General features: G+C 52.2%; 16 protein-coding genes and 1 other RNA gene. 10 read left to right on the plus strand and 7 right to left on the minus strand.

Annotation, left to right across the window (positions count from 1 at the left end; all coding sequences use genetic code 11):
- The first annotated feature begins 9 nt into the window (after window positions 1-9).
- From C1N58_RS02560 to C1N58_RS02585, 6 genes are read left to right on the plus strand one after another with little or no spacing between them, the layout of a single operon-like run.
- On the plus strand, window positions 10-762 hold the full coding sequence (locus C1N58_RS02560) for a Gp138 family membrane-puncturing spike protein (RefSeq protein ID WP_394564541.1): 753 nt from the start codon (window positions 10-12) through the stop codon (window positions 760-762).
- The gene (locus tag C1N58_RS02565) at window positions 762-1115 is read left to right on the plus strand and encodes a hypothetical protein (protein ID WP_394564542.1); all 354 of its coding nucleotides are present in this window, start codon (window positions 762-764) and stop codon (window positions 1113-1115) included. Before C1N58_RS02560 ends, C1N58_RS02565 begins: the two co-directional genes overlap by 1 nt.
- Complete coding sequence (locus tag C1N58_RS02570; RefSeq protein ID WP_394564543.1) at window positions 1115-2314, plus strand: baseplate J/gp47 family protein; 1200 nt, start codon at window positions 1115-1117, stop codon at window positions 2312-2314. Before C1N58_RS02565 ends, C1N58_RS02570 begins: the two co-directional genes overlap by 1 nt.
- Window positions 2311-2991, plus strand: coding sequence for a DUF2612 domain-containing protein (locus C1N58_RS02575; RefSeq protein WP_394564544.1), 681 nt, complete (start codon window positions 2311-2313; stop codon window positions 2989-2991). The genes C1N58_RS02570 and C1N58_RS02575 overlap by 4 nt, the downstream gene beginning before the upstream one ends.
- Window positions 2991-4010 (plus strand): hypothetical protein, encoded by a 1020-nt coding sequence (locus tag C1N58_RS02580; protein ID WP_394564545.1) that lies wholly within the window; start codon window positions 2991-2993, stop codon window positions 4008-4010. The genes C1N58_RS02575 and C1N58_RS02580 overlap by 1 nt, the downstream gene beginning before the upstream one ends.
- Entirely contained in the window at window positions 4007-4180 is a 174-nt protein-coding gene (locus tag C1N58_RS02585; protein ID WP_394564546.1) for a hypothetical protein, read from the plus strand. Before C1N58_RS02580 ends, C1N58_RS02585 begins: the two co-directional genes overlap by 4 nt.
- A 240-nt stretch (window positions 4181-4420) precedes the next feature.
- Here the strand turns inward: C1N58_RS02585 and ssrA are convergent.
- Both ssrA and smpB read right to left on the minus strand, forming a co-directional pair.
- Window positions 4421-4783: a transfer-messenger RNA gene (gene ssrA, locus C1N58_RS02590) on the minus strand.
- Window positions 4784-4826: 43 nt separating this feature from the next.
- The gene (smpB, locus tag C1N58_RS02595; RefSeq protein ID WP_033740943.1) at window positions 4827-5309 is read right to left on the minus strand and encodes an SsrA-binding protein SmpB; all 483 of its coding nucleotides are present in this window, start codon (window positions 5307-5309) and stop codon (window positions 4827-4829) included.
- A 158-nt stretch (window positions 5310-5467) separates the two neighbouring features.
- Here smpB and C1N58_RS02600 point away from each other — a divergent pair, with 158 nt between their 5' ends.
- Both C1N58_RS02600 and C1N58_RS02605 read left to right on the plus strand, forming a co-directional pair.
- Window positions 5468-5902: a type II toxin-antitoxin system RatA family toxin gene (locus C1N58_RS02600; protein WP_006120491.1), complete on the plus strand. Its 435-nt coding sequence runs from the start codon at window positions 5468-5470 to the stop codon at window positions 5900-5902.
- Complete coding sequence (locus tag C1N58_RS02605) at window positions 5895-6188, plus strand: RnfH family protein (protein WP_394564547.1); 294 nt, start codon at window positions 5895-5897, stop codon at window positions 6186-6188. The genes C1N58_RS02600 and C1N58_RS02605 overlap by 8 nt, the downstream gene beginning before the upstream one ends.
- A gap of 97 nt (window positions 6189-6285) precedes the next feature.
- Here C1N58_RS02605 and bamE read toward each other — a convergent pair whose 3' ends face one another.
- From bamE to nadK, 3 genes are all read right to left on the minus strand, one after another.
- Window positions 6286-6633, minus strand: a complete 348-nt coding sequence (gene bamE, locus C1N58_RS02610; protein WP_394564548.1) for an outer membrane protein assembly factor BamE — start codon at window positions 6631-6633, stop codon at window positions 6286-6288.
- Window positions 6634-6819: 186 nt separating this feature from the next.
- Window positions 6820-8481, minus strand: coding sequence for a DNA repair protein RecN (gene recN, locus C1N58_RS02615; protein WP_058701191.1), 1662 nt, complete (start codon window positions 8479-8481; stop codon window positions 6820-6822).
- Between the two features lie 84 nt (window positions 8482-8565).
- A complete protein-coding gene (gene nadK / locus C1N58_RS02620) occupies window positions 8566-9444 on the minus strand; it encodes an NAD(+) kinase (protein WP_006120497.1) in 879 nt (292 codons plus the stop codon).
- Between the two features lie 122 nt (window positions 9445-9566).
- Here nadK and grpE point away from each other — a divergent pair, with 122 nt between their 5' ends.
- Window positions 9567-10148: a nucleotide exchange factor GrpE gene (gene grpE, locus C1N58_RS02625; protein ID WP_394564549.1), complete on the plus strand. Its 582-nt coding sequence runs from the start codon at window positions 9567-9569 to the stop codon at window positions 10146-10148.
- A gap of 47 nt (window positions 10149-10195) precedes the next feature.
- Here grpE and ung read toward each other — a convergent pair whose 3' ends face one another.
- Entirely contained in the window at window positions 10196-10885 is a 690-nt protein-coding gene (gene ung / locus C1N58_RS02630) for a uracil-DNA glycosylase (protein WP_054633312.1), read from the minus strand.
- Window positions 10886-11142: 257 nt separating this feature from the next.
- Between ung and grcA the strand changes: the two genes are divergently transcribed.
- Window positions 11143-11526 carry an autonomous glycyl radical cofactor GrcA gene (gene grcA, locus C1N58_RS02635; RefSeq protein WP_394564550.1) on the plus strand — a complete coding sequence of 128 codons (384 nt, stop codon included), beginning with the start codon at window positions 11143-11145 and terminating at the stop codon, window positions 11524-11526.
- Between the two features lie 208 nt (window positions 11527-11734).
- On the opposite strand, the gene srmB is transcribed toward grcA, so the two are convergent.
- Window positions 11735-13063, minus strand: a complete 1329-nt coding sequence (srmB, locus tag C1N58_RS02640; RefSeq protein ID WP_033740936.1) for an ATP-dependent RNA helicase SrmB — start codon at window positions 13061-13063, stop codon at window positions 11735-11737.
- Window positions 13064-13195: the final 132 nt, after the last annotated feature.

Below are 13195 nucleotides of genomic sequence, written 5' to 3' on the forward strand. Positions count from 1 at the left end.
GAAAAGTAAATGGCGGTAACCCCTCAGTCTCTGGCCGGTGGTGAAGAGCAGGCGATGAAAGTCCTTTCGGACACCATCTTTTCAGTGCTTCGCGTCTCCATGCCTGGAATCATCGAGTCATTCGACCCGATTGCGTGCACATGTAGCGTACAGCCCGCGCTAAAAGGTCAGGTTGCAGACGAGTTAGGCAATTTTAAATCGGCACTGTTGCCGGTGCTGGTGGACGTTCCTGTAATTTTCCCACGTGGCGGCGGTTGCACAATCACTTTTCCGGTGAAAGCTGGCGATGAGTGCTTGGTCATTTTTTCTGATCGCTGTATCGATTTTTGGTGGCAAAACGGTGGCGTGCAGGAGACTGTCGATCAGCGCCAGCATGATTTATCCGATGCTTTTGCAATCGTTGGGCCTCAGTCACAGGCAAACGTGATTGGCAGCGTGAGCACAACAACCCTGCAGATGCGAACGGACGACGGGGCGGCTTATATCGAACTGGATCCTAACAGTCATTCTGTAAACGTTGTGGCGCCGGGCGGATTCAACGTTACGACGCCGCTGGCCACATTCAGCCAGGCAGTAACGATTTCGGGGCTGTTAACGTGGGCTGGTGGAATGGTGGGCAGTATTATATCTGGCACGGCGGCAAAAATTACGGGCGCTATCCAGTTTTTCGGCACGCTCTCTTCGAACGGCAAAGACATCAGCGATGGCCACACGCATAAGGGTGTGCAGAAAGGTACTGATAATACAGGCGGGGTGAACTGATGCGATACCGACGGGAAGATGACGACGGCGATTATACGTTTGGTCAGGGTGATGACACCTGGCTGATTAACTCACCGGAGGCAGTGGCGCAGGCCGTTAAGACCAGGTTTTTGCTCTGGTACGGTCAGTGGTTTCTCGATACAACAGCAGGAACGCCATGGGTTCAGTCCGTGCTCGGAAAGCAGAAGCCCGAAACCTACAACCTTGCCATACGTCAGCGCATCCTTGAAACACAGGGCGTTAACTCAATCATTTCATTCACCACTGACCTCAACACTAAAACTCGCCGGGTGACGTTCACGGCGACGATCGACACCATCTACGGGACAACGACCGTTAACAGCGAGGCGTAATGGCTCTCAACTTAGACACGCTGGGTTTATCGGCAACGGTAAACGCCCAGGGGATCAGCGCGCCTGATTACCAGACAATCCTGTCCACTATCACTGGCTATTTTCAGCAGATTTACGGCACGGATGCTTACATTGATCCGGACAGTAAAGACGGGCAGATGATATCGCTTTACGCACTTGGTATTCATGACGCCAACAATACCGCGATTCAGGTTTACAACTCGTTTTCCCCGTCAACAGCCATGAACGACGCACTTACACGTAATGTCAAAATAAACGGTATTGGCCGCAATGGTGAGACGCGTTCTGTGGTGGATTTGGTCTGTACTGGTACTGCTGGCCAGACCATCACTAATGGCTCAGTAAGGGATGCGAATAACATCATCTGGAATTTGCCAGCCTCGGTCACCATACAGCCGGTAGGTCAGGTTACAGTCACAGCTACATGTGCGACGCCTGGCGCAGTTGCGGCGATGCCGGGAACAGTGAACCAGATAAACACGCCGACTCGCGGCTGGACATCTGTTACCAACCCGTCAGCGGCGACGGTAGGCACAGCTGTGGAGCAGGATTCAGCACTGCGGATCCGCCAGAGTCAGAGCGTTGCGTTGCCATCTCTCACCCCTTTTGCAGCGCTGGACGGTGCGATAGCCAACGTGGCAGGTGTGACACGTCACAAGCTCTATGAAAATGACACAGGAAGTCAGGATGCAAACGGCCTTCCGGCGCATTCGGTCGCGGCCATTGTCGATGGTGGAGACGTCACCGCTATCGCCCAGACTATCATCGGCAAGAAAGGACAGGGGGTTTCCACGTTCGGTAGCACATCTGTTCTGGTGCCGGATTTTTGGGGGAATCCACACACGATTTATTTTTCCAGACCTTCGCCGGTGCCTGTATTCGTGGCAATCACGCTTAAGGTTTTCACTGGGTACACAACTCAGGTAGGGAACGACATAAAAACGGCGATAGCGGATTATATTAACTCGCTTTCCATTGGTGATGATGTCTTGCTCTCCCGTGTGTATTCTCCGGCTAACCTGGGTGTTATGAGCGGCGGTGAAAGCCGGTATTACGACATCAACAGTCTCCAGATCGGGCGGACTGCTGGTGGCGTGACTGCCGCCAACATCATCACAGCTTATAACGAGGCCGTAACGTGCTCAGTGGACAACATCGCGATTACGGTGACGTCATGAGCAAGTACACCGATCTGATTACCAACTATCACGCCGGAAAGCCTAAGTTTGTTGCCCATGTAGACCTTTCTACACGTCCATTTTCCGATGTATCTACAGCCCTGAACGGATTGCTTACAGCCTTCGATATCGACACAGCTGTAGGCAAGCAACTGGATATCCTCGGCGAATGGATTGGCCGTTCTCGCATCGTCAGTCAGCCTATTTCCGGTATTTACTTTTCATTCGACACGGACGGGCTCGGTTGGGATCAGGGAGTCTGGCAGGGACCGTATGACCCGGATGCAGGTTTTACCAGCCTTAGTGACGATGTGTACCGCGTTATTCTGAAAGCCAAAATTGCTATCAATAACTGGAATGGTCAGAACGAAACGCTGCCTCCCATCCTTAATACGGCGCTGTCCGGTTCCGGCCTGAAAATGCAAATCGTCGATAACCAGGACATGACGATATCCGTCTGGGTATTCCCGGAAACCGATATCAGTAATGTCTCTCTGGAGCTCATATCTGCCATCAGACAAGGCTACCTGACGGTTAAAGCCGCTGGCGTCTGGGCTGGTGATATTCAAACACCCTCAATACTCACTCCATCGGCTGGAAGTCAGTTCTTTGGTTTCGATCTCGAAAATGAATACATAGCCGGATTTGATGAAGGCGCATGGGAGAAAAAACTGTAATGGCTACTAATAATTTCAAAGCGTTCGCGACAGCCAATGGTGCCAACGTTACAGCACAATCAGATTATGAGGCGTTGACTGCCCTGTTAACTGGTTTTCAGAGTGGCAAGGCATCAGCTGCGCAAATAAATAAAGCGCTTCGTCAAAGCAGTACAATTGCAGCTGTTTTAGCTCAGTACATTGCAAACAATTCCGGCAATGATGTATTGGATAACGGTGATACAGCAGGCATCCTGGCTAATCTGATTTTAGCCATCCAGTCATCTGTTAAAGGTACCGCACTTCCGCTTCTCACAGGAATTACTGGTGAGGCGCGCAATGTCAGAATGAGTGTTACCACGGCCTCAGCTACAGCTACGATTACCGCTGATGAAGTGATTGTGAGTACAGGACTGGGTGGAAATCAGTACCGCGTAGCCAACGTAAACAAAACCATCAACATCGGCACTGCCGGGTTAGGGGGAATGAACACTGGATCTGCGCCAAATCCGGGGTTTGTAGCCATCTACCTCGTTTATAATCCCACAACAGGCGACTCTGCGTTGGTGGCGGTGAACGCAACATCCTCAAAGGCTCCTGAAAGCTTTGGTATATTCAGTCAATTTCCGGCCTATACGGCAAGTGCTCTGCTGAGTGTATGGCGCTGCTACTCCGGAACACTTGCAGTTGGAGAACAGTTCGGAAGGTCAATTTACACAGCCGATCTTACTCTCGTTGCCCTGTCAGGGAACGTTAGTTCGTTAACCGTCTTGAACATTTCACCCTACATCCCCTTAAATGCGAAAGTATGGAATGGATATGGTTTGATCAACGGAACTTCATCGGCGGTGAATAATAACTTCACAATCTCAGGCACGTCAGGTTCGGTAGGTATAGTCGCTATCGGTACGGGAAACTCAGGAAATTTGTCTTCATTTGCTGATGTGCCTATTCCCGTTCCGCAAACAACCTACTATCTGATGCAAACGAGTGGAACTTTTTCAAATGGTTCAATCCACACTACAGGGTACAAAATATGACATCGGTTTATGTTGTTTTTAAGGACGATACTCAAAAAGAAGTGGCTACAGCATTTCCGGGCCCACAGGATGAAAGCGTTTACCCCGGAATTACTGAGCTTGATGATGAAGATGAGCGGTACACAAGTTTTATGCAAAAAGCTAACAGCTTCTTCGGAGCAACGACCTGAACGGCTTTTTAATACTGATACAGTTAGAGAAGGGAATGGGCTGAAAGTAACGAAGGTTTTTTTTACAATTAGACACAAACAGAAAAGCCTCGGACCGAAGTCTGAGGCTTTTTCTTTGGATCCAACTGCGCGTGCATTTCACGTGCACTTGTTTTTCTTATCAAGGTCCACTTACTGTCTGGTCAGTGTCCGTAAATGGTTGTTCTGACTACCATTGTCCGGGTGTGGTCCTGTCAAAAATGGTGGAGCTGGCGGGAGTTGAACCCGCGTCCGAAATTACTACACCGTCGGCACTACATGCTTAGTCCAGTCTTTACATTCGCCGGTCAGCTGCGGACGGACACGCCACTGACAGACTAGCCTGATTAAGTTTAACGCTTCAACCCCAGGCAGGGCATCCACGCGATCTCTTTTGGGTTTGACCTCTCTTGATCCCCGTCCTAAGAGCGGAGGCTAGGGAGAGAGGGCTCTCAGCAGGTTATTAAGCTGCTAAAGCGTAGTTTTCGTCGTTTGCGACTATTTTTTTGCGGCTTTTTACGAGGCCAACCGCCCCTCGGCATGCTCCTAAGGCTTCACAATCCCGTCGAATCCAGAATCAGCCCCAGAACTTCAAATACTAGCAAAAAAGCGTATCGAATTCCAGTATTTAACGATTGGCATTCTTCATAATACGCGCTTTGTCCATTTGCCATTCACGATCTTTGATGTCGTTACGCTTGTCGTGTTCTTTCTTACCGCGAGCCACGCCGATTTTTAACTTACACCAGGCGTTTTTCCAGTAGAGCGACAGCGCAACAACGGTATAGCCCTCGCGATTAACGCGGCCATACAGTGAATCCAGCTCACGCTTTTTCAACAGCAGTTTACGGCTGCGGGTAGGATCGCAGACTACGTGCGTTGAAGCCACGGCGAGCGGCTGGAAGGTTGAACCGAACAGATAGGCTTCGCCATCGCGCAGCAAAATGTAGCTGTCGCTGATGTTCGCTTTACCTGCACGGAGTGATTTAACTTCCCATCCCTGTAGCGACAAACCGGCTTCGAACTCTTCTTCAATGAAGTATTCGTGGCGGGCGCGCTTGTTCATGGCAATGGTGGCAGAACCGGGTTTGTGTGCTTTTTTCTTTGTCATAATGCCGCGTATTTTACATCACTTGGTCGGTTATCGCATCCCCAGTCCAGCGGGGCAGCAGGAAACAGGGTATTCTAGCACACCATGACAATGAGGAATTTTTGTTTAATCGCTGAAAATGCTATTATTTAGCGGTTTTGTGACGAACAGGAACCATTATGGCTCAGATTAGTCGTTCGGCGCTGGTCCCCTTTAGCGCCGGACAAATGTACCAACTCGTAAACGATGTCGATGCCTATCCGCAGTTTCTGCCGGGCTGCACCGGTAGCCGCGTGCTGGATGCCTCTGAAAATCAGATGACGGCGTCAGTCGACGTGTCTAAAGCGGGCATCAGTAAAACCTTTACTACCCGTAATACGCTGACCGACAACCAGAGCATTCATATGCAACTGGTCGACGGCCCGTTCCGCAAGCTGACCGGCGGATGGCGCTTTATCGATCTCGGCGATGATGCCTGTAAGGTCGAATTAAGCCTGGAGTTTGAGTTCACCAATATGCTGGTTGAAATGGCATTCGGTCGCATCTTCAAAGAACTGGCCAACAGCATGGTGCAGGCGTTCACGCAACGCGCCAAAGAGGTTTACAGTGCCTGATATCTCGGTTGAGGTGGTGTACGCCCTGCCTGAAAAACAGTATCAGCAGTACGTAAAGCTGGAAGAGGGCAGTACGGTCGAGCAGGCCGTCAAAAAATCAGGTTTGCTTGAGCTGCGGCCTGATATCGACCTTGCCAGCAATAAAGTGGGCATTTACAGCCACCCGGTGAAACTGACGGATATCGTGCAGGAAGGCGATCGGGTTGAGATCTACCGTCCGCTGATTGCCGACCCGAAAGAACTGCGTCGTCAACGCGCAGAACGCGCGGCCAGCAGCAAGAAATAACCGGTCAGATCGAAGAACATGAAAAAGGCGCTGATGAGCGCCTTTTTGCTTTCTGCGGGTTAATCACCGCCGCGATAGCGACGGTCAGAATCAACCGTTAGCCTTCTTGCGAGGACAGGGCAGGTTTATTGTCGATGTTGGTCAGCACACCGCTGCGGTCGAAGGTCAACGTCAGTGTCTGCTGTTTGACCTTCTCATGGCCAGGTTCCTGACGGAATACGTAGTACCAGACATTGCTACCAAACGGATCTTTCATCATCGGCGTACCCAGTGTATAGGCCACCTGCTGCTGAGTCATGCCGGTATGAATCTTGGCAACATCATTGGCAACCAGATAGTTTCCCTGATTGATATCGGGACGATAAACCACGCGCTCTAAAGTGGAGCATCCGGCGGTCATCGTCAACATTACCACTGCCGCGGCAGTCAGCGTTTTACAGCGCATCTATACATTCCTTTTCTGGGGCCAAACGCCTTTTACAGGCTGTTCTTCTGCCATCAAATTCTGAACTCTGCCTGCGGCAGGCTTTATTATTCAGGCGACAATAGCTGTCGATGATAATAAACCTTTTCGCTATTGGAAACCTCTACAGAGCATGCATATGACCACGCTGTGTTAAAAAAGTGCATATCAGGCGGCTAAAAGTTCTTTAGCATTAGCCAGCGTGTTGCGGGTGACCTCGCTGCCGCCCAGTAAACGCGCCAGTTCCTGCAAACGTGCGCGCTTGTCCAGCGGCTGCATATGGGTTTCCGTCATTTCGCCGTCAGTCTCTTTGCTGACAAAGAAGTGCTGATGTCCGCAACCGGCGACCTGCGGCAGGTGCGTAACGCACATCACCTGTGTTGATTCGCCCAACTGGCGCAACATCTTGCCGACGACGGCGGCGGTAGGGCCGCTGATGCCCACGTCAACTTCGTCAAAGATCATCGCCGGGGTTTCCATCTTGCGGGCCGTAATCACCTGAATGGCCAGCGCAATACGTGACAGCTCACCGCCGGAAGCAACTTTGCCCAACGGCTGTAAAGGCTGCCCGGGGTTGGTCGTCACCTGGAAATCAATGCGGCTTGCGCCATCCGCCGTTAACTGATCGGGATTAAACACCAGTTCGATGGCAAAGCGGCCGTGCGGCATCGAAAGCAAATGCATGCTCTGGGTAATTAACTGCTGAAGCTCATCCGCAAAGCGGCTACGTTGTTCGTGCAGTCGTTCCGCGCACTGTAAGGCCGCCTGATAATGTTCGGTGACCAACGTTTGCAGACTTTCCTGATCGCTTTCCTGCTGGGATAACAACTCTGCTTCATCCAGCAATTGCTGATGGAGAGCGGGTAAGCCTTCCGGCGTGACATGGTGCTTACGCGCCAGCGCGATTTGCCGCGAGATACGCTGTTCCAGTTCATAAAGGCGATTGGGATCCAGATCGAGGCTGTCGCAGTAGTGACGCAGTTCGTCGCTGGCTTCGCTCAACTGAATGGCCGCTTCTTCCAGCAGGTTATAAACCCCGCTGACCTTGTCATCCAGTGCGGTAAGCTCTGACAGCATCTGACGTGCGCTGTACAGCATGCTGTTGAGGTTGGTGTCATCGCTGTCAGCCAGAAGCTGAAGTGCCTGCTGGCTGGTTGAAAGCAGCTGTCCGCTGTTGGCCAGGCGTTTGTACTCTTCGTCGATCTGCTCGAACTCACCTGCCTGCGGGGCAAACTCGTTCAGTTCTTTGAGCTGGTACTGCAGTAATTCGCGACGGGATTCACGTTCCTGCGCCTGCTGCTGATGCTGCGCCAGGGTACGGCAGCTCTGATGCCAGGTCTGATACGCCGCACGCATCTCAACCAGCAGCGCGTCATGCCCGGCATAGGCATCCAGCAGGTGTTTTTGATGGTCGGGCTTGAGCAGCAACTGGTGCGCGTGCTGGCCATGAATCTGAATCAGCAACTGGCCTAAATCGCGAAGCTGTGAAAGCGGAACCGCCGTGCCGTTAATAAAACCGCGTGAGCGGCCATCGGCACTGATCACGCGGCGCAACAGGCACTCATTGCCATCATCCAGTTGGTTGTCGCTGAGCCAGCGCTGAGCGGAAGGCGAGGCTTTGATTTGAAAGCGCGCGCATAAATCTGCGCGGTTGGCACCCTGACGCACCATATCGGCATCCGCGCGACCGCCGAGGCACAATCCGAGCGCATCGATAGCAATAGATTTACCGGCACCGGTTTCACCGGTAATGGCCGTCATGCCACGTTGAAAATCAATGTCGAGCTCACGAACGATAGCGAAATTGCTGATGGTCAGTTGTGCCAGCATAGCGTCACCTGTATGAATAAACACATATGGTTTTTCATACAGTATAAACTGGTTTTTTATCCAGTAAAGAGGGCGCGCTCACTTTCAGAACAATTTTTTTGACCAGCCCAGTTTGGAACTCAGCGTGTTGAAATAGCTGTAGTTTTTGGGATGGATAAGATTGAGATGGTTTTCGCTGCGGCGGACCAGCACATCTTCCCCTTCCTGAATAGGCAGCGCAATCTGGCTGTCGCAGCTGATTTCCAGGTCGTTGCGGCGGGCCGAAAAGCGCAGGCGAATGGTGCTGCTGCTGTTAATCACCAGAGGCCGGGCCGATAAGGTGTGCGGAAACATGGGCACAATCGTTATCGCGTCCAGCGACGGCGTTAAGATCGGGCCCCCTGCGGACAGGGAATAGGCCGTAGATCCGGTCGGCGTAGAAATGATCAGGCCGTCTGAGCGCTGTGAAAAGGCAAACACCTCATCAATGTACACTTCAAACTCGATCATGTGGGCGACTTTGCCCGGATGGAGTACCACTTCATTAATTGCGCTGCCGATGCGGGGTGAACAGTCGGTTTTGCAGACCTGCGCTTCCAGCAGAAAGCGGCTTTCCACAAAATAATTGCCGTTCAGCACGTCATCAAGCTGATGGTGCGCGTTATCCGGATCCAGATCCGTCAGAAATCCCAGATTGCCGCGGTTGATGCCAATCACTTTTATGTCATACCGCGCCAGTACTCTGGCTGCGCCTAACATATTACCGTCGCCGCCGACCACGACGGCTAAATCCGCCTGCTGGCCGATTTCTGCCAGCGTGCCAGTCTGGACATCGTCCAGTGAGAGTTCCTGCGCAATCTGCTGTTCGACAATGACACGGTAGCCCTTACCGGTCAGCCAGCGGCACAGCATTTCATGCGTGGTGAGCGCGGTGGGATGGCGTGGATGGCCCACAATTCCAATGCAGTTAAAGTGTTTGTTCATCGAGTGGGTCTTCCTCATAAGCCAAATCGGCACGATGATGTGACGTGTTCCCTTGAAACCGCCAAACCAATCCCCATAATAAGCCAACCAGCGAAGTGAATGTGCAAAACGCGGAGAAATTCATGAGTAGTAAAGAACAGAACACCCCAAACGAGCAAGTCTCAGACGAAATTCAACAGGAACAACAGCAACCTCAGGACGCGGAGACAGCAGGTGAGGTGGATCCGCGTGATGAGTGCATTGCTCAGCTCGAAGCTGAGTTAGCGCAGTTGCAGAACGGCGTGCGTGACGCGCAGCTGCGTGCACAGGCAGAGATTGAAAATGTGCGTCGTCGTACCGAGATGGACATTGAAAAAGCGCACAAATTTGCGCTGGAGAAGTTTGCCAATGAGCTGCTTCCGGTGATTGACAGCCTGGAGCGTGCGCTGGAGCTGGCGAACAAAGAAGATGAGAAATCCGCTTCGATGGTGGAAGGCATTGAGCTGACGCTGAAATCGCTGCTGGGCGCAGTGCGTAAATTCGGTGTTGAAGTGGTCGGTGAAACCGGCGTCCCGTTCAACCCTGAAGTCCATCAGGCGATGTCGATGATGGAATCTGACGAGGTGGAGCCTAACCACGTGATGATGGTGATGCAACGCGGTTATACCCTGAATGGGCGTCTACTGCGTCCGGCCATGGTTGCAGTGGCCAAGGCGAAAGCCTGATTGTAGCCTCATCTCACAACGGCCGCGCACTGACGCGGCCGTTGTGTTCAGGCTGCCGGGTCAGGTAAAACTGGTGTCCAGTCAACAGGATCTCTGCCGCTTTCTTTTAACAGGGCGTTAGTTTTTGAGAAATGCTGGCAGCCAAAAAAGCCGCGGTGTGCCGAAAGGGGAGAAGGATGCGGCGCCTGCAACACATGATGGCGCTGGCGATCAATGATGCTGCCTTTCTTCTGCGCATGCGAACCCCACAGTAAAAAGATTACCCCTTCACGCTGCGCGTTAATCGCGTCAATCACCCTGTCGGTAAAGGTTTCCCAGCCCAGCCGGGCATGAGAATGCGCTTTGCCCGCTTCCACCGTTAACACGGTATTCAGCAACAGCACGCCTTGCTCTGCCCAACTGGCCAGATAGCCATGACTGGGTTTCTCAAAGCCCGGAATATCCTGCTGCAGCTCTTTATACATGTTCTGAAGGGAAGGCGGAATGGGCACGCCCGGTAATACAGAAAAAGCCAGACCATGTGCCTGATTCGGCCCGTGGTAAGGATCCTGACCCAAAATCACCACTTTCACATCGCCTAACTCCGTTAAGCGAAAGGCATTAAAGACGTCTTTTTGCGGCGGATAAACGGTCACGCCTGCAGCCCGCTGGTTGGCGACCTGTTTCAGGGTTTCAATGAAATAGGGCTTCTCTTTCTCTTCAGCCAGCACATCGTGCCAGGTCAGCTTTGCAGCCATAATCAACTCCCTTGTGTTCTGAACGCTAAGCTTAGCTGTTCAGTATCCAGACATGAAGCCTAAAATTATTTTAAAAATTCAATAAAATGTAGTCCCGCTACGTTTTAAAAATCAATCGCTTAGCAATGTGGCCAAAAAGCGCCCGATTGTACTTGATTCAGGTCAAAACTAACGTCATGAGCGAGTGATATACCAGTTGCTCATCATTGATTTATTGACGGTATTGGTCCAGCCAATGCCTTGCAGGAGAAACTGAGATGATCACAGGTATTCAAATTACCCAGTCACACAATCCGGCCTTAGTGAATTCGTTCTGGCTGTTAGATGAAGAAACCGCTCAGGCACGCTGTCTGTGTGCCGTAGCAGGCTATCAGGACGATCAGATTGTCGCGATTGGTGAGTTAGGGGACATGGCTTACCGTGAAGTACCGGTCGAGATTAAACCCCAGGTGCGCGTGGAAGGCGGGCAGCACTTAAACGTTAACGTCCTGTGCCGTGAAACGCTGGAAGACGCCGTGAAACATCCTGAGAAGTATCCGCAGCTGACCATTCGTGTTTCCGGGTATGCCGTGCGCTTTAATTCGCTGACGCCTGAACAACAGCGTGACGTCATTGCCCGAACCTTTACGGAAAGTTTATAAACTGCCTGTGTGCTGAAATAAAACGCAGCGCCAGAAGGACAAATTTCTACACGTTAACAGACAGATAGAACATGACTGTCGTCGGGTGAAATATCCAGCCGGGCGGCTTTATGATGTTTGATGCTGAATGGAGACGAAACCGGGCTTTACCCACCTGAACAATGAAAAATCGCCTCTCAGGAGGCGATTTTTTTAGAAGCGTGCTGTTTTATTCCGCGTTCTCACTGCCGGATGAGCTGCCACTTGGCTTGCGGCGTTTACCGACATTTTTAAGATCGCGATGGCGTTTTTTCACCCGCGGTTTCTCTTCTTCTTTGGCTTTTCGCTCTGCACGCTTCGCAAGCGCCTTTTTCGACGGTTTTCCGGTAGTTTTTGGCGAAGGCGCACGTGTGACCGGACGCAGCTCGTCAATCACCCGTGCTTTAATCGGCTCGTCAACGTAGCGACTGACTTTACCCAGCAGCAGATGGTCATGGGCTTCGACCAGCGAAATGGCGATGCCTTTACGACCGGCACGGCCCGTACGGCCGATGCGGTGCAGATAGGTATCCGCCGTGCGTGGCATATCGAAGTTAATCACGTGGCTCACATCCTCCACGTCAATCCCGCGTGCGGCGATATCGGTGGCGACCAGCACGTTTACCCGACCTTCCACCAGACGTTTAATCGCCTCATTGCGTTTAGCCTGGACCATTTCCCCTTCCAGGTAGCTGGTGCGGATTCCGGCATCATGCAGCCAGCTGACCAGTTCATGCAGGCGTTCACGTTTACGCACAAACACAATGGATCGGGTCACTTCCGGCTGCTTTAACAGGTGAACCAGCAGTTTGGTTTTGTGCTCAAGATCGTCGGCGCGGTGATACCACTGCTGAATTTTCTTACGCTCGCGACGGCTGGGATCGGCTTCCAGTTCAACCGGTTCGTTCAGCAGGCGCTCGGCAAAATCTTTAATATGCTCGCCTTCCAGCGTAGCGGAGAACAGCATTGTCTGTTTACGCCAGCGCGTTTCACCGGCGATGGTTTCGATATCCTGGGCAAAGCCCATGTCCAGCATGCGGTCTGCTTCATCCAGGATCAGCGTTTCCACTGCGCGGCAGTCAAAGTTTTCTTCTTTGATGTACTGCAGCAGACGGCCGGTGGTGGCAACCACAACGTCCTGATTTTCGCTGAACACTTCGGCGTGGTTCATAAAGGCCACGCCGCCGGTGATAGTGGCGATATCCAGATGCGTATGTTTCGCCAGTTCCCGCGCCTGGTCGGCAACCTGCATCGCCAGTTCACGGGTGGGCGTTAAAATTAAAATACGTGGCGGGCCAGACTTCTTGCGTGGAAAATCGAGCAGGTGCTGCAACGCCGGTAATAAATACGCGGCGGTTTTCCCGGTCCCGGTAGGTGCCGAACCCAGAACGTCGCGGCCCTCCAGCGCGGGGGGAATGGCAGCAGCCTGAATTGCTGTCGGGCGCGTATAGCCTTTCTCCTGCAGCGCTTCAAGCAGGCTTTCGTCGAGTTCAAGTTCGGAAAATGTGGTTACGGTCATGTTCTACCTCAGTTTGGGGCGCTGATTATAGACAGATCGGACATAATCTTCATCTGTTTATCGGTATTGACTGCGTCAGATTACGTTAACGGCGTGAATTCCCCAACCTGGCACGTTACACTTGGCGCCAGC

Source organism: Pantoea sp. SGAir0180, assembly GCF_043546245.1.